Annotated in this window: 13 protein-coding genes and 1 tRNA gene; 10 read left to right on the top strand and 4 right to left on the bottom strand. The window is 71.0% G+C overall.

Features of this window, described 5'->3' with window-relative positions:
• Positions 1–15: 15 nt before the first annotated feature.
• Positions 16–639, bottom strand: coding sequence for a carbonic anhydrase (locus ABZ919_RS00585; RefSeq protein ID WP_361240626.1), 624 nt, complete (start codon positions 637–639; stop codon positions 16–18).
• A gap of 480 nt (positions 640–1,119) precedes the next feature.
• On the opposite strand from ABZ919_RS00585, the gene ABZ919_RS00580 reads away from it, so the two are divergent.
• The 3 genes from ABZ919_RS00580 to ABZ919_RS00570 all read left to right on the top strand — a co-directional run bounded on the left by ABZ919_RS00580 (position 1,120) and on the right by ABZ919_RS00570 (position 2,142).
• A complete protein-coding gene (locus ABZ919_RS00580) occupies positions 1,120–1,590 on the top strand; it encodes an ATP-binding protein (RefSeq protein ID WP_361240623.1) in 471 nt (156 codons plus the stop codon).
• 97 nt (positions 1,591–1,687) lie between these two features.
• Positions 1,688–1,867 carry a hypothetical protein gene (locus tag ABZ919_RS00575; RefSeq protein WP_361240620.1) on the top strand — a complete coding sequence of 60 codons (180 nt, stop codon included), beginning with the start codon at positions 1,688–1,690 and terminating at the stop codon, positions 1,865–1,867.
• A 201-nt stretch (positions 1,868–2,068) separates the two neighbouring features.
• Positions 2,069–2,142: transfer RNA gene (locus tag ABZ919_RS00570), tRNA-Met, on the top strand.
• A gap of 550 nt (positions 2,143–2,692) precedes the next feature.
• Here the strand turns inward: ABZ919_RS00570 and ABZ919_RS00565 are convergent.
• A complete protein-coding gene (locus ABZ919_RS00565) occupies positions 2,693–4,378 on the bottom strand; it encodes a ribonuclease J (RefSeq protein ID WP_361240617.1) in 1,686 nt (561 codons plus the stop codon).
• A gap of 937 nt (positions 4,379–5,315) precedes the next feature.
• Between ABZ919_RS00565 and ABZ919_RS00560 the strand changes: the two genes are divergently transcribed.
• The 3 genes from ABZ919_RS00560 (at position 5,316) to ABZ919_RS00550 (ending at position 7,176) form a co-directional block, all read left to right on the top strand.
• A complete protein-coding gene (locus ABZ919_RS00560; RefSeq protein ID WP_361240614.1) occupies positions 5,316–5,951 on the top strand; it encodes an SMI1/KNR4 family protein in 636 nt (211 codons plus the stop codon).
• Positions 5,952–6,369: 418 nt separating this feature from the next.
• A complete protein-coding gene (gene panD, locus ABZ919_RS00555) occupies positions 6,370–6,789 on the top strand; it encodes an aspartate 1-decarboxylase (protein WP_361240611.1) in 420 nt (139 codons plus the stop codon).
• 42 nt (positions 6,790–6,831) lie between these two features.
• On the top strand, positions 6,832–7,176 hold the full coding sequence (locus tag ABZ919_RS00550) for a GNAT family N-acetyltransferase (protein ID WP_361240608.1): 345 nt from the start codon (positions 6,832–6,834) through the stop codon (positions 7,174–7,176).
• Positions 7,177–7,773: 597 nt separating this feature from the next.
• Here ABZ919_RS00550 and gndA read toward each other — a convergent pair.
• Complete coding sequence (gndA, locus tag ABZ919_RS00545) at positions 7,774–9,213, bottom strand: NADP-dependent phosphogluconate dehydrogenase (RefSeq protein ID WP_361240605.1); 1,440 nt, start codon at positions 9,211–9,213, stop codon at positions 7,774–7,776.
• Between the two features lie 271 nt (positions 9,214–9,484).
• On the opposite strand from gndA, the gene ABZ919_RS00540 reads away from it, so the two are divergent.
• Complete coding sequence (locus tag ABZ919_RS00540; protein ID WP_361240603.1) at positions 9,485–10,636, top strand: transglycosylase family protein; 1,152 nt, start codon at positions 9,485–9,487, stop codon at positions 10,634–10,636.
• Here the strand turns inward: ABZ919_RS00540 and ABZ919_RS00535 are convergent.
• Complete coding sequence (locus ABZ919_RS00535) at positions 10,626–11,858, bottom strand: DMT family transporter (RefSeq protein ID WP_361240600.1); 1,233 nt, start codon at positions 11,856–11,858, stop codon at positions 10,626–10,628. The genes ABZ919_RS00540 and ABZ919_RS00535 overlap by 11 nt on opposite strands.
• A 228-nt stretch (positions 11,859–12,086) precedes the next feature.
• Here ABZ919_RS00535 and ABZ919_RS00530 point away from each other — a divergent pair, with 228 nt between their 5' ends.
• The 3 genes from ABZ919_RS00530 to glgC are packed head-to-tail and all read left to right on the top strand — an operon-like array spanning position 12,087 to position 15,311.
• Positions 12,087–12,848 carry a (2Fe-2S)-binding protein gene (locus ABZ919_RS00530; RefSeq protein ID WP_361240597.1) on the top strand — a complete coding sequence of 254 codons (762 nt, stop codon included), beginning with the start codon at positions 12,087–12,089 and terminating at the stop codon, positions 12,846–12,848.
• A 40-nt stretch (positions 12,849–12,888) separates the two neighbouring features.
• Positions 12,889–14,040, top strand: a complete 1,152-nt coding sequence (gene glgA, locus ABZ919_RS00525) for a glycogen synthase (RefSeq protein WP_361240594.1) — start codon at positions 12,889–12,891, stop codon at positions 14,038–14,040.
• A gap of 50 nt (positions 14,041–14,090) precedes the next feature.
• Positions 14,091–15,311: a glucose-1-phosphate adenylyltransferase gene (glgC, locus tag ABZ919_RS00520; protein ID WP_361240591.1), complete on the top strand. Its 1,221-nt coding sequence runs from the start codon at positions 14,091–14,093 to the stop codon at positions 15,309–15,311.
• Positions 15,312–15,513: the final 202 nt, after the last annotated feature.

Genomic DNA, 15,513 nt, shown 5'->3' with positions numbered 1-15,513 from the left:
GTGAGCCGGGGCCGGTCAGACCGCGGTGGACACCTCGGCGGTCAGGCCCCGGGCGGCGACGAGCTGGGCGCTGCCGTCGGTGAGCCGGTAGCGCAGGCCGACCACGACGACCCGGCCCTCGGCGACCCGCTCGGCCAGCTCACGGGAGCGGTCCAGCAGCAGGTCGACGGTGGTCCTTATGTGCTCGGCGAGGACCTCGTCCGCGTCGAAGCGGCCCGCGGCCCTGGCCGCGAGCACGCTGGAGGCGACGCGTTCGACGACGTCCCGGATGTACCCGGCGGGCGCCTTGCCGTGCTCCAGCGTGGCGCATGCGGCGGCGACCGTGCCACACGAGTCGTGGCCCAGGACCACCACCAGCGGGCAGTCCAGCAGATCCACCCCGTACTCGATACTGCCCAGCGTCTCGGCACCCATGACGTGCCCGGCGGTGCGGACCACGAACAGGTCGCCCAGGCCCCGGTCGAAGATGATCTCGGCGGCCAGCCGCGAATCCGAGCACCCGAACAGCACGGCGAAGGGGTGCTGGACGAGCGCGGTCTCAGCGCGAAGGGCGGCGTCCTGGTTCGGGTGCTCAGGGGCGCCCGCGGTGAAGCGCTGGTTCCCGGCAAGCAGCAGCTCGAAGGCTTCACGGGGCGTCAAAGGCTGGGTCTGGGTCGTCAGGGGCGGCAGCCTACGAGCCTGACTCACCCCTCGCACCGCCTGGTCCCCCTCTCGCCGCCCCGGCCGGCCGCGCACCCAAGGTAACCGGAGGACCCCGGGCAGCGTTGAACCCGCCCCGAACGGGAGGTGGTCCGGGTGGTACTCCGGTCGCTCGGGCAGCGGCGTGCGCCCGGCGCAGCCAGCCGCCGGCTTCGCCGAGGGGGCGGTGATCAACGCGGATGCCGTCGACGGTCGTGGACACGACCGACAGCGGGTCTGGCTGCTCAGCGGGTCATGGAGTGGTCATAGCCGCCTCGGCCATGCTGGTGATCCTCGCATAGCCACACCCTCGCACGCAGTGCCGCCCGGCACGGTACGGGCGGCACTGCGTGGCACAGCCAACAAGGCGGGCAAGGCGTGAACCCCGGCTGCGGGGGTACGCGCCGGGCATCGTGAACGGGGAATGAATGGCGGGCTGTGATGGGGTCAGACCCGGAAGGGGAGGACGACACTGCGCCTGCCGCCCAAATTCTGCAGACCGTTGTAGCGCTGGAGGGGGATGGGACCTGCATCGCCCAGGCCCGCCAACTGGCCGCAGGATTCCTCACCCGAGCTCAGAGCGCGCACGGTGTGACGGTCTCTCAGCGTGCCGTGGACCTGACCCAGTTGGTGGTCAGCGAACTGGTCACCAACGCCTGCAAGTACGCGCCCGGACCCGTACTGATGGAACTGCGGATCATGTGCGACGTGGTGGAGGTCGTCGTCTGGGACTCCGACCCGGTACTGCCGGTGGCGCGTGCCTCGGACGCCGACCGCATCGGGCAGCACGGTCTGGAGATCGTGATGGCCGTCGCTCAGGGCGTGGAAGCCCGGCGCGAGTCGGTCGGCAAACGCGTCACCGCCCGCATCGCCCTCGCCTCCGGCCCGGCCGGCACCCGCCACAAACCCTAGGCGGCTACCGCAGGCTCGCCGCGTTCACCTTCACGGCGGTGCCGGCTGCCACCGCCCGCTCCCTGCGGCACCCTGGTGCAGGGGTACTGCTGTGCGAGTGACCTTCATGGACGCCGGCGGTCTGAACCTGGTGCAAAGCGTGCGCCAGAAGGTCCTCGCGGGCGGCGGCACGGTGGAAGCACGCGGCATACAGCCGCCGGTTCGGCGCGTCATGGAGCTGACGGGCACCGACGTCCAGTTCCCGCAGAGGATGCTGCACGCTCTGCCCGGGGCATGACGGACAGGGCACCATATCGGTCACCCTCGAAGGGACGGCATGAGCCGGGGCTGAACTTCTTGCGGGAGATCAGCGGGCTACCCCCGAGGTGGAAGGTCCCGAATTCCGTGCCCAGTGGGGCCTGCGGGAATCCAGAATCCGGACCGGTTCGAAAGTCGATTGGGCCGATCCCGCTCGGTGCCGTACAGTTCACCGTACCGACGCGGGGTGGAGCAGCTCGGTAGCTCGCTGGGCTCATAACCCAGAGGTCGCAGGTTCAAATCCTGTCCCCGCTACTCAAATGTGAAGGCCCGGTGTCCACCGGGCCTTCACTGCATGTGGGCCGGTTCCGCCCTGGCTCCCGGCGGACAGGGCGCCGCGGTCGCAGAAGGCGTCAACGCACTGGGCGGACGCAACGGACGTACGCTCCCAGGCCCAGCTCGCAGCCGGATCCTCGACGGCACTGGCGAACGGCATCCCGATTCATCCGCCGCAGCGGCTGGTACCCCTGTGCCGCCGTAGGCGCAGCGCCCTTGTCCTGCCAGGCGTCCGGCCTGTCGAGGGCAAGGGCCCGCCGCCGTTCTCGGTGCCTGTGCGGCCTGCTGTGCTGAGCGGAGAGCCGGTCAGGCCGGTGGGGGCGGGAGCGGACTGCGAGCAGGGCCCGGTCGTCTGGGAATGCCGCTCGGGCTGATGGAGCAGGAACCGGTCGCAGAGCCCGGCGATGTCCAGGCCGCTGGTGGAGCGGGCGAGCTCGGTCAGCCGTTCCATCCCCATGGCGAGGTCCTCGCGACGGCGCTCGATCAGCCCGTCGGTGCCGGAACCGGGACCGTGCTGCCGGGCTGTGGCTCAGGCATCGACGATGACGGGGATGATGAGGGGCTTGCGGCGGTGGGTGCGGAACGCCCAGTTCGCCACGGCGCGGGCGAGCAGTTGTTCGAGTTGACGGGCGTCCCCGACGCCTTCCTCGGCTGCGGTGGCCAGGGTCTTCTCGATGACGGGGATGACCGGCTCGAAGGTGGTGTCGTCGTGGACGAAGCCGCGGGCCAGGAAGTCGGGGGCCTCGGCGAGGGCACCGGTGTCCGCGTCGACGATCGCCACCACCGTGACCACGCCTTCGGCGGCGAGGGTGAGGCGGTCCTTGAGGGACGCTTCGGTGGCGCCGCCGACTTCCATGCCGTCGACGTAGACGTTGCCGGCGGGGACCTTGCCGGTGATGGACGCGCGTCCGTCGACCAGGTCGACGACGACGCCGTCCTCGGCGATGACGACCCGGTCGGGGTCGACCCCGGTACGGATGGCGAGGTCGGCGTTGGCCCGCAGGTGGCGCCATTCGCCGTGCACGGGCATGACGTTGCGAGGCTTGACGATGTTGTAGCAGTAGACGAGTTCGCCGGCGCTGGCGTGCCCGGAGACGTGCACCTTGGCGTTGCCCTTGTGGACCACGTGGGCGCCCCACCGGGTGAGTCCGTTGATCACCCGGTAGATGGCGTTCTCGTTGCCGGGGATGAGGGAGCTGGCGAGCAGGACGGTGTCGTCCTTGCCGATGCGGATCATGTGGTCGCGGTTGGCCATCCGTGACAGTGCGGCCATCGGTTCGCCCTGGGAGCCGGTGCACACCAGAGTGATCTTGTGGTCCGGGAGCTTCTCCAGCTCCTTCGTGCTCACGACCAGACCGGAGGGGACCTTCAGATAGCCCAGGTCACGGGCGATGCCCATGTTGCGGACCATCGACCGGCCGACGAAGGCGACCTTGCGGCCGTGCTGGTGGGCGGCGTCCAGGACCTGCTGGATGCGGTGCACATGGCTGGCGAAGCTGGAGACGATGACCCGGCGCGGCGCGGTGCGCATCACCTGCTCGATCGCCGGGTTCAGCTCTCGCTCGGAGGTGGTGAAACCGGGTACTTCGGCGTTGGTGGAGTCGGTGAGGAACAGGTCCACGCCCTCCTCGCCGAGGCGGGCGAAGGCACGCAGATCGGTGATGCGGTCGTCGAGGGGGAACTGGTCCATCTTGAAGTCGCCGGTGTGCAGCACCATCCCGGCCCGGGTGCGGATCGCGACCGCGAGGCTGTCGGGGATGGAGTGGTTGACCGCTACGAACTCGCAGTCGAAGGGCCCGAAGCCACGCCGGTCGCCCTCCCGCACCCGCACCGTGCGCGGCCGGATGCCGTGTTCCTTGAGCTTGGCCTCCAGGAACGCCAGCGTCAGCTTGGAGCCGACGACGGGAATGTCGGACCGCTCGCGCAGCAGGTACGGCACGCCGCCGATGTGGTCCTCGTGGCCGTGGGTGAGGACGACGGCCACGATGTCGTCCAGCCGGTCCCGGATCGAGGTGAAGTCCGGCAGGATCACGTCCACGCCGGGCTGGGTCTCCTCGGGGAACAGCACGCCGCAGTCGACGATGAGCAGCTTGCCCGCGTGCTCGAAGACGGTCATGTTGCGGCCGATCTCACCCAGGCCGCCCAGGGCGATGACCCGCAGCCCTCCTTCGGGAAGGGGCGGGGCGGCTTTCAGTTCGGGGTGCGGATGACTCATACCCTGACGGTACCCGGAGAGCGGGACAGAGTGATCCATTGCCTGTGGATCCGACGAGCGCACCCCCCGCGGCCGACGACATACTGGCGCTCAGGCCGGCATCCGTCTCATCTGCCCGCTGCCCCGGCCCCAAGACAGAGGGCGGCGGCAACCGCAGCGACCGCCGCGGATGCCGGGGTGGCTTCGCGGGTCGCGCGAGCGGTGAGCACCCCGCGCGCGATCACACAGTAGGAGCGGGGCGAAACCGACGACCCATACATGCGCTCACAGCCGCTGAAATATCTGAGCGTGGGGAGAATCGGTAGGCCCACCCTTGAGAACTGTGATTCGGACCCGCTCGACACCCAGAACGCGGCCCGGGCGGTGCTCAGCGGGAGGGCGTGTGCCCAGACCAAGGGGCGACGACTTCGCGGCAGCTCGCTTCGCGCAGATCGCGCAGATGAGAAGCCTGTTCGGCGCGGCGCACGATGTCCGGAAAAGTCTTCGGGGCGAAGGTATGCCGATGTACCGTGAACGACGCCCCTGACCTGCAGAAAGCTGGCGGGGAGCCGTCTTCCAGGAGTCCAAAGCGCTGCGTACTCTGTTCAAGTCCAAGATCTAGCGTTTGGATGTTTCTGCAGGTCAGAGCCGTGATCGCCGCGTCCGGGTCAGCAGAAGGTCAGTATCAGCCCGGACGGTGTCCGGCTTGCTGACCTGCACCCGCGGCAGGGGCCTCCTGCCCCGCCCATCGCCCTGCTCAAAAGGCTTGATGCGTGGCTCGACAGCTCGCCCGTGGGATAGGTCCGTTCTTCAAGGCGTGCGGTTGCTCCAGGCTGACGTGTTGCCCTCACCTATACACAATTCGGTTCCGGGATGCCCTTGCTGAGCAGCGCGGTCGCTTGCTCGGGCGCCTGCCGGAAATGGAGTGTGATGGATTGGCAGTTGTTAGGGTCATCGCATGCCTGATTCACTCGATGACGTACTGGGCCACCTCGATGCATGGCTGGGGGCTAACGTGCCGGCGGATTATGCTGCGTTGAATCCTCCGGCCACGCAGGATGATATCGACGCCATTACTGACCGACGGTTCGACCTGCATCCCGATCTCGTGACGTGGTTGCGGCGTCATGACGGGTCGTCCGCCACCAGCCATGCGGGCTCAGGGGTCATCCTTCCTGGGGGTTTCATCCTGCTCACCTCGGCTGGAATGCGTGACGGTCAGCGGTGGATGGAGGAAGGCATCGCTGAGTGGATCGATGCGAACGAGTCGGAAGACCCTGACCTACGTGACATTTACGACGGTGTGTATGGGTTCTCGTTCCACGTACGGTGGGTTCCGATCGCCTCTGATCTCACGGGCGGGAAGCTCATCGTTGATCACCGTGCCGGAAACGGGTTCGGGAACGTGCTACACGGCCTGCAGACCGGTGACACGGACGCGCCGGTGAAGGTTTGGGACAGTCTTCATCAGATGTTCCAGCAGCTTCTGGGAGCTCTCACGGAGGAAGCTCCCATGCGGCTTGCCGACTATGCCGAGCCACAGACGCCAAGCGTGAGCGGCGCAGGTCATGATGCACACGTGATGTGGGCATGAAGCACTGAGGCGGTCCGGAGCAGAAAACTGGTCCCGACCGCCACCTTGTTGTCGTATGGCTTCCAGGAGTTGGGGCACACCACTCCTCTGTTCTTGTCCCGCACGCTCTGGTCGATCTCCCGGTGGAGGGATCGAATTGCCTCAGAGCCGCTCGGATGCCACGGATCCCAGACATTCCTGATGACCTGCCAGGTAAGTCAGTTTCTACTCGGCATCAGGGCCGTACGGTTCCTCGCGCGTGCGCCTGGTCGGCGGCTTCACGACAGTGCGCTGGCGCGGAAACGCGCAGGTGAGAAGGCTGGTCACAGTAACGCGCGATTTTCCTCAAGGTCTTCGAGTCAAAGGCATGTCGATGTACAGTGAGAACTGCCCCTGACCTGCAGAAAGCAGGCAGGGAGCCGTCTTCCAGGAGTCCAAAGTGCTTCGTACCATGTTCAAGTCCAAGATCCACCGGGCCACCGTCACCCAGGCCGACCTGCACTACGTGGGATCGGTGACCATCGACGCCGACCTCCTCGACGCCGCCGACCTGCTGCCGGGTGAGCTCGTGCACATCGTCGACATCACCAACGGCGCCCGGCTGGAGACGTACGTCATCGAGGGTGAGCGCGGTTCCGGGGTGATCGGGATCAACGGGGCCGCCGCCCATCTCGTGCACCCCGGTGACCTGGTGATCATCATCAGCTACGCTCAGGTGACCGACGCCGAGGCGCGGGAGCTGAAGCCGCGGGTCGTCCATGTCGACGGCAGTAACCGGATCGTCTCCCTCGGGGCCGATCCGTCCGAGCCGGTGCCCGGCTCGGACCAGCAGCGCAGCCCGCAGGCCGTCCGGGCCTGACCGAGGGGCTGCACCGGACCGGACCAGGAGTGTGCCGAGCCCATGAGCGAGATCGAGATCCGCGACGACCGGGCGACGGGCCGCCTGGAGGCCGTCGCCGAGGGTGAAGTCGTCGGCCGTGTCGAGTACTTCGTCCTGGAGTCGCCCGCGCGTGCCCTGGTCCCGGTCCACACGATCGTCGATCCCGCGCACGAGGGCCGGGGGATCGCCGGATCCCTCGCCCGCGAGCTGTACGCCCTGGCCGAACGTGAGGCCGTCCCCGTGGCGCCGCTGTGCCCGTACGTCGTCAAGTGGGCCGAACGTCACCCGGAGGCCGCCCCGCCGGCCGACCCCGAGCTGCTGGCGGCGGCGAAGGACTGGCTCAGGGCACACCCCGGGCGGTTCTGAGCGAACGGGGCTCGCCCTGTCGGGTGAGTGGCCGCGCGGGGGTCGGGTAGGCGGGGGAGTAGTCCAGAGGCGACGTCCAGCGACTGCCCGGAGGACACTCATGACCAGTCCGCATCCCGACCCCGTACCGCCGGGCCCGGCGCCGCAGCCGCCGGGTCCCACCCCGCCGGATCCGTACCCGAGTCCCGTCCCGCCGCCGGAGCCCGGCCCCCAGCCCACCCCGCCCCCGCCGGGTCCCGACCCGACTCCACCGCCGGCACCCCCGGCCCCGGGGCCACCGGAACCCTCCCCGTCTCCGATCCCGCCGGGCCCGGAACCCGTACCGAACCCCGAGCCGGGCCCACCTCTCACCTGAGGGACGCCGAGAGGGACGGCGCCCCCGACAGGGCGCGGGGAACGGCGCGACCGGCCGCGACGCAGCTGCACACGCCGGCCGCGCATCCCCGCCCCCTCAGGTGCCCGTGTCCCGCCTCTCAGGCGTCCGTGCGACGCCGCTCATGCGTCCGTGCGACGCCGCTCACGCGTCCGTACCGCGCCCCCCAGGCGCACGAATCGCTCCCGCAGGCGCAGGCGCACGAACTGCGCCAGGCGCACGAACTACGCGGAGACCTCCGACCGGTCCCCACCCCACAGCGTGTGGAAGGATCCCTCCTGGCCCACCCGCCGGTACGTGTGCGCTCCGAAGAAGTCCCGCTGGCCCTGCGTGAGCGCCGCAGGCAACCGCGGTGCCCGCAGCGCGTCGTAGTACGCCAGCGCCGCCGCGAAGCCCGGCGCGGGAACACCCTGGCGCGTCGCGGCGATCAGCACCTCGCGCCAGTCGTCCTGCGCCTCGGCGATCTCCCGCGCGAAGGTCTCGTCCGACAGCAGGCTCGGCAGATCGGGCCGGGCGTCGTACGCGGCGCGGATCCGGTCCAGGAACGCGGCCCGGATGATGCAGCCGCCCCGCCAGATCGAGGCGACCTTGCCGAGGTCGATGTCCCAGCCGTACTCCTCGCTGCCCGCCGCGATCTCGTGGAACCCCTGCGTGTACGACACGATCTTGGACGCGTACAGCGCCTGCTCCACCCGGTCCGCGAAGGCCGCCGCCTCCTCCTTGCCCAGCGGCGCGGCCGTCGGGCCCGCCAGTCCCCGCGAGGCCTCACGGAGCTCCGCGTGTCCGGACAGCGAACGGGCGAACACGGCCTCGGCGATCCCGGACACCGGCACGCCCAGATCCAGTGCGATCTGCACCGTCCAGCGGCCGGTGCCCTTCTGCTCGGCCTGGTCCACGACGACGTCCACGAACGGCTTGCCGGTCGCCGCGTCCACGTGCGACAGCACTTCGGCGGTGATCTCGATCAGGTACGAGTCCAGACGGCCCGAGTTCCAGGTGCGGAAGATCTCCGCGATCTCGGCGGGGGAGTATCCGGCGACGTCGCGCAGCAGCTGGTAGGCCTCACCGATCAACTGCATGTCGGCGTACTCGATGCCGTTGTGGACCATCTTCACGAAGTGACCGGCGCCGTCGGGGCCGCAGTGCGTCACGCACGGCGCGCCGTCCTTCGCCTTCGCGGAGATCTTCTCCAGCATCGGGCCCAGGGAGGCGTACGACTCCGTCGAGCCGCCCGGCATGATGCTCGGTCCGTGCAGGGCGCCCTCCTCGCCGCCGGAGATGCCCGTGCCGACGAAGTGGATGCCCCGCTCGCGCAGCTCCCGCTCCCGGCGCCGGGTGTCCGCGAAGTGTGCGTTGCCCCCGTCGATGATCATGTCACCCGGTTCGAGGAGCGGCGCGAACTCCTGGATCACCGCATCCGTCGGCTCGCCCGCCTTCACCATGATCACCAGGCGCCGCGGGCGTTCCAGGGCCGCCACGAACTCCTCGGCGGTCTCGGTGCCGATGAAGTCGCCCTCCTGTCCGAACTCCTCCACCAGCGCCTTCGTCCGCGACGACGTACGGTTGTGCACGGCAACCGTGTAGCCGTTGCGCGCGAAGTTCCTGGCGAGGTTGCGGCCCATGACCGCGAGGCCCGTGACGCCGATCTGCGCTGAAGTGCTCATACCGCCTGCTCCCTGGTTGCCTCGTGACTACGGCTCCGTCAGTACGGGTCCTCGCCCATCCTGACGTGCCGCTACGGCGGGCGCACATCCGACCCGCCACGCTTGTGTACGCGGCAAAGGCGCCTTCGGCCTCAGTCTCCGGCGATACATGCCAAGCGGCGCCGTTTCCCGGCCACTTGGGCTGCGCGAGAGGCCGGTTTTCCGTCTTGTCATGGCCTGTTCGGGGCGCTTACTTTTGCCCCTCCTGACGCATGCCGAGGGGAATTCGGACATGGCCGTACGCGGCCGGCACCGCCGGTACCAGCCGAACAGGATCAACCGCGCCTCACTCACCGTCACGGCGGGCGGCGCCGGCCTCGCGATCCCGCTGGTCGCCGCCGGCACCGCCGACGCGGCCGACGCGGCAACCTGGAACAAGGTCGCCGCCTGCGAGTCCAGCGGAAACTGGAGCATCAACACGGGCAACGGCTACTACGGCGGGCTGCAGTTCACCCAGTCCACGTGGGAGGCGTACGGCGGCGCCCGGTACGCCCCGCGTGCCGACGGGGCGACCAGGGACCAGCAGATCGCCGTGGCGGAGAGGGTCCTCGACGGGCAGGGGCCGGGTGCCTGGCCGGTCTGCTCGGTGCGGGCCGGGCTGACCCGCGGGGACGCCGACCCCGGCGTGCACGCGGACGGCGCCGCGACCCGTCCCGTGCAGACCGGGAAGAAGAGTTCCGTACGGGACGTACGGCCGCAGACCACCCCGCAGTCGCGTGCGGGCCGGGCCGAGATGTACACGGTGGTGCACGGCGACACGCTTTCCGGGATCGCCGACCAGCACCACGTCCGCGGCGGCTGGCGCGAGCTCTACACCGACAACCGCGGGACGATCGGCGCCGATCCGGACCTCATCCTTCCCGGCCAGCGGCTCGACCTGCACGGCACGGCGAACGCCCCCACCAGGTCCCCGAAGAGGAAGGCTCCCGCGGAACACCGGATCGCGCCCCACCACACCAGGAGCACCAGAAGCACCGGCCGCACGCTCGTCGCCCCGGTCGACGCGCCCATCGGCACCGGCTACCGGGTGGCCGGCTCGCACTGGTCGAAGGGATACCACACCGGCGTCGACTTCCTCGTTCCGACCGGCACCTCCGTCAAAGCGGCGGAGGCCGGGCACGTGGTGGCGGCGGGGTGGGGTGACGCGTACGGCTACCAGGTGGTGATCCGGCACGCGGACGGCCGCTACACCCAGTACGGCCACCTCTCGGCGATCTCGGTGCGGATCGGGCAGGACGTCGGCACGGGCCAGCGCATCGGCCGGTCGGGAGCCACCGGCAACGTCACCGGCCCGCATCTGCACTTCGAGGTGCGGACCGGACCCGGCTTCGGCACGGACATCGACCCGCTCGCCTATCTGCGGGCCGGCGGCCTCACGATCTGACGCGCGTACCGGGCCCCTCCAGGACCGGCAGCGGCAGCCCGACGCCCGCCGGCAGCGTGATGAAGGAGGCGGGGAGCGCCCGTTCGTCCGGCGCGTCGCCGGCGTGGCCGCCCTCCTCGCCGCCGGCCGGCCCCGCAACGGAACTCCCGGCCGGCCCCGGAAGGGGACCGCGTCCCGGTCCCGGCACGAGCAGGTCCCGCATCGCCGGCTCGTCGAGCGCGCCGCCGGCCTCGGCGGACACGTCCCGCCCGGCCCGCTCCGCCTGCGCCGACCCTCGCTGCTGCGGCACGCCGGGGAAACCTTCCGCGTCGGTGGCGGCGGTCGCGGAGACGGTGATCGAAACGGCGGCGGGAACCGGTTCCGGGCCGCCGTCCGGCAGGGCGGTCCGCCCCGTGCGCTCGATCCGCTCGGTCGTCAGCATGATCAGCCCGCCCGCCGCCACCGCCCCGCAGCTCACGGCGAGCGCGGTGCCGGCGCCGCCGTGGCGGAACGTCTCGCCGAACATCAGGATGCCGACGGCGGCCGCCAGCACCGGATTGACCACGGTCAGCGTGGCCAGCGGGGCGGCGAGGCCACCGCCCCGGTAGGAGGCCTGGGACAGCAGGACGCCGGCGACGGCGAACAGGCCGATCACCGCGAGGGAGACCAGGTCGCCCGGGCCGATGCCGTGCGTCCAGTCGACGGCGACGGTCTTCGTGAACACCGACGACATGCCGAACGCCATGCCGGAGGCGGTGGCGAGCAGCACGCTGCGCACCGCCGGGTGACGGCGCGCGGCCCGGCCCGCGCACATCAGCGCCACGACCGCGCCGCCGGTGACCAGACCGACCGCGACCCGCTGGGCCGCGTCGAGGGTGTGCGTGTCGGAGGAACCCACCAGGGCCAGCAGACCGGCAAGGCCCGCCGTGGCCATCACCGCGCCGCGCCAGGCGGTCGCCCCGGCCCTGCGGCCGACGAACAGCGCCGCCATCGGCAGCGCGAAGACGATGGTCAGCGCGCCGAGCGGCTGAACCAGGCTGAGCGGGCCGAAGGCGAGCGCCACCGCGTGCAGCACGCCGCCGAGACCGTTGAGCGCCAGCGACCCCCACCAGCCCGGCCGGCGCAGCGGCAGGTACGCGCTGCCGGAGGAGGACACCGCCACCTGCTCCTGCACGATCGCACCGGCCGCATAGGCGAGCGCGGACACGAACGACAGCAGCACGGACAGCGCGAGGGCGCTCATCGGCGTCTCCTCTGCGAACGACGGGGGCCCTGGGGCCGGCGCGACGGACGGTCGGCTTGCATGGCCAACACTCTGCCCGACCGGGATCTTCCCGTCGTCGTCCCTGAGCACGCAATGCCTCCTACTGCCGATGGAGTACACCAGCCGTGCGATCATCCTCGCGACGGGTGACACACGGCCGGGACCTCGTGCCGGCGGCGGGCAACGCACCTGGTACCAGTACTGGTCGTGGACCTCGACCCCGCTCTCGCCGCCCTCCGCCCGCTCGGCGGCTTCTTCGTCCTGCGTACGGCCCCGGGCGCAGCGGGAGCCGCCGGCGGACCGGACCCGGGGCGGCTGCCGACCCTCGCCGAGACCTACGCAGCGGAGAGCCGGAACGCTCACCCCGATGCCCTGACGGCACGGGTGACCCTGGTCGCAGACCGCCTCGGCACCGCCGAGCCGCGCGTCGCGGCGTCCCTCGCCCAGCAGGGGCTGGCCGCCCGGCTGTGGGCGGCGGCCCTCGGCTGCGCCGTCCTGTACGGCCGGCTGCCCGGCCTCGATGCGCGCCTTTTGCGGTGGGACGCCGCCGCGTCCGCCCCCGACGACCTGTGGCTCACCGAGGTGCGCCCGGGCCCGGCGGATGCGGCCGCGCTCGCCGGCGCGGTGCTGGACGGGCATCTGGAACCCCTCGGGGAGGCCCTGAGGACCCGGTACGGCATCGCGCCCGGCCTGCTGCGGGGCAACGCGGGTTCCGCGCTCGCCGGGGCGGCCCGGGAACTCGACCGCTGGGCCCGCGCGCACGGCCGTACCGACCTGGCGGCCCTGGCCCGCACGCTGACGGACCAGATCTTCGCCCACCCCCTGCTGCGCACCACCGGCACCCGCACCGGCGCCGCCTTCCGCCGCCGCAGCTGCTGCCTGTACTACCGGGTGCCCGGCGGCGGTGTCTGCGGCGACTGCTGCTTCACCCGGCCGCCGCGCTCTTCCCCACGCGCCGCATCTGGGTGACCATGAAGGGGACCTGCCGCCGAAACCAGGGGGTTGTCGGGTGCGAGTGGGACTGCTGACCCGGGAGTACCCCCCGGACGTGTACGGTGGTGCCGGCGTCCATGTCGAGTTCCTGGCACGGGAGTTGGCCTCCCTGGTGGACCTCGAGGTGCACTGCTGGGGCGAGGGACGCGGGGTGGGGGTCGTACGACACCGGCCCTGGCCCGCGCTCGACGGCGCCAACGACGCGCTGCGCACCTTCTCCGTGGACCTGTCCGTCGCCGCCGCGCTCGAAGGCCGTGAACTCGTCCACTCCCACACCTGGTACGCGAACCTGGCCGGCCACGTGGCCAAGCTGCTGTACGGCATCCCGCACGTGGTCACCGCCCACTCGCTGGAGCCGCTGCGGCCCTGGAAGGCCGAGCAACTGGGCGGCGGATACGCACTGTCGAGCTGGGCCGAACGCGCCGCCGTCGAGGCCGCCGACGCGGTGATCGCCGTGTCCGGCGCCATGCGCGAGGACATCCTCGCCTGCTACCCGGCACTCGACCCGGCCGCCGTGCACGTGGTGCACAACGGCATCGACACCCGCCTGTACCGGCCCGCCCACGGCACCGACGCCCTCGTCCGGCACGGCATCGACCCCGGCCGCCCGTACGTGCTGTTCGTCGGCCGGATCACCCGCCAGAAGGGCGTGCCCCGTCTGCTGCGCGCCGTTAGGGACATCGACCCCGGTGCCCAGGTCGTGCTGTGCGCGGGCGCCCCCGACACCCCGGAGATCGACCGCGAGTTCCGTGACCTGTTCGAGGAGCTGAGCCGGGTCCGGGCGGGCGTGTTCTGGATCCCGCAGATGCTGCCGCGCCAGGAAGTGATCCAGCTCCTCACGCGCGCCGCGGTGTTCGTCTGCCCCTCGGTGTACGAGCCCCTCGGCATCGTGAACCTGGAGGCGATGGCGTGCGGCACCCCGGTCGTGGGCTCCCGGGTCGGCGGCATCCCGGAGGTCGTGGACGACGGCCGGACGGGTCTCCTCGTCGCGGTGGACGACGACTTCGAGGCGGGGCTCGCCCGCGCGCTGGACAGCGTCCTCGGCGACCCGGAGGCGGCGCGGCGGATGGGGGAGGCCGGACGGGAGCGCGCGGTCGGGGAGTTCGGCTGGGACGCGGTGGCCCGGCGCACGGCCGCGCTGTACGAGCAGATCCTCAAGCAGGCTTAGTCCCGTCCGCTCGGGGCAGTCATGGTGCAACCAGGGTGAGGGGAGCGGCCATGCGTCGTGGAGGGCCTTCCGTTCTCGGGATCGTACTGGCGGGCGGGGAGGGCAAACGCCTGATGCCGCTGACCGCCGACCGTGCCAAGCCTGCCGTCACCTTCGGCGGCACCTACCGTCTCGTCGACTTCGTCCTGTCCAACCTCGTCAACGCCGACGTACTGCGCATCTGCGTGCTGACCCAGTACAAGTCGCACTCGCTGGACCGGCACATCACCACCACCTGGCGGATGTCCAGCCTGCTCGGCAACTACGTCACGCCGGTCCCGGCGCAGCAGCGGCTCGGCCCGCGCTGGTACCTGGGCAGCGCCGACGCGATCCTGCAGAGCCTGAACCTGGTCCACGACGAACAGCCCGAGTACGTGGCCGTGTTCGGCGCCGATCACGTCTACCGCATGGATCCGCGGCAGATGGTCGCGCAGCACATCGAGGGCGGCGCCAGTGTGACGGTCGCGGGCATCCGGGTGCCGCGCGGGGAGTCCTCGTCGTTCGGTGTGATCACGCCCGGCTCGGACGGCCGCACGGTGGAACGCTTCCTGGAGAAGCCCGTGGACCCGCCCGGGCTGCCCGACGACCCGGAGACCGTCCTCGCCTCCATGGGCAACTACGTCTTCACCACCAAGGCCTTGGTCGAGGCGCTGCACCGGGACGCCGAGGACGCGCAGTCCGTGCACGACATGGGCGGCTCGATCCTGCCCCAGCTCACCGCGCGCGGCGAGGCCCAGCTGTACGACTTCGGCGACAACCACGTGCCCGGCGAGACCACCCGCGACCAGGGCTACTGGCGGGACGTGGGCACCCTGGACGCCTACTACGAGGCACACATGGACCTCATCGCCGAGCGCCCCGCGTTCAACCTCTACAACCGGCAGTGGCCCATCTACACCCACTCGGGCCAGCTCTCCCCGGCCCGCTTCAGCGCGGGCGGCATCGCGAGCGAGTCCATCGTCAGCGCGGGCTGCCTGATCCGCGGTCAGGTCACCCGGTCGGTCCTCTCGCCGGGCGTACGCGTGGACCCGGGCGCGGTGGTCCAGGGCTCGGTGCTGCACGACAACGTCCACGTAGGGCGGGGCTCGGTGGTGCGCGGCGCCGTCCTGGACAAGAACGTGGAGGTCCCGCCCGGCGCGACGATCGGCGTCAACCCGGAGCGGGACGCCGAGCTGTACACCGTCTCCAAGGGCGGGGTGATCGCGCTGGGGAAGGGACAGCGGGTGCCCTAGGGACCCGGGGGGCGGGGCGCGACGTCCCCGGAGACAGGGTCCCGCGCATGCACTGTGCGATGTGCGGTTCCGCCCGCCTGAGCCCGGTCGGTGAGCTCACCTCGGGGGAGCGGTCGCTCGAGCGGCTGCGGCTGAGGTTCCGGCGTCCGGGACTCTTCACGCCCCGGCCGGGGGCCGAGGCCTCGCGCGCGCGTGCGTGCCG

This window comes from Streptomyces sp. NPDC046759, assembly GCF_040645475.1.
In the GTDB taxonomy this organism is placed as follows: domain Bacteria; phylum Actinomycetota; class Actinomycetes; order Streptomycetales; family Streptomycetaceae; genus Streptomyces.
Note: the sequence above shows the minus strand (reverse complement) of the source record. Positions and strands in the feature narration are given on the sequence as shown.

Coding starts and splice junctions, on each gene's coding strand:
- ABZ919_RS00580 (WP_361240623.1), top strand. CDS start 1,120: ATGGGGTCAGACCCGGAAGGGGAGGACGACACTGCGCCTGCCGCCCAA.
- ABZ919_RS00565 (WP_361240617.1), bottom strand. CDS start 4,378: ATGAGTCATCCGCACCCCGAACTGAAAGCCGCCCCGCCCCTTCCCGAA.
- ABZ919_RS00560 (WP_361240614.1), top strand. CDS start 5,316: ATGCCTGATTCACTCGATGACGTACTGGGCCACCTCGATGCATGGCTG.
- ABZ919_RS00550 (WP_361240608.1), top strand. CDS start 6,832: ATGAGCGAGATCGAGATCCGCGACGACCGGGCGACGGGCCGCCTGGAG.
- gndA (WP_361240605.1), bottom strand. CDS start 9,213: ATGAGCACTTCAGCGCAGATCGGCGTCACGGGCCTCGCGGTCATGGGC.
- ABZ919_RS00540 (WP_361240603.1), top strand. CDS start 9,485: ATGGCCGTACGCGGCCGGCACCGCCGGTACCAGCCGAACAGGATCAAC.
- ABZ919_RS00535 (WP_361240600.1), bottom strand. CDS start 11,858: ATGAGCGCCCTCGCGCTGTCCGTGCTGCTGTCGTTCGTGTCCGCGCTC.
- glgC (WP_361240591.1), top strand. CDS start 14,091: ATGCGTCGTGGAGGGCCTTCCGTTCTCGGGATCGTACTGGCGGGCGGG.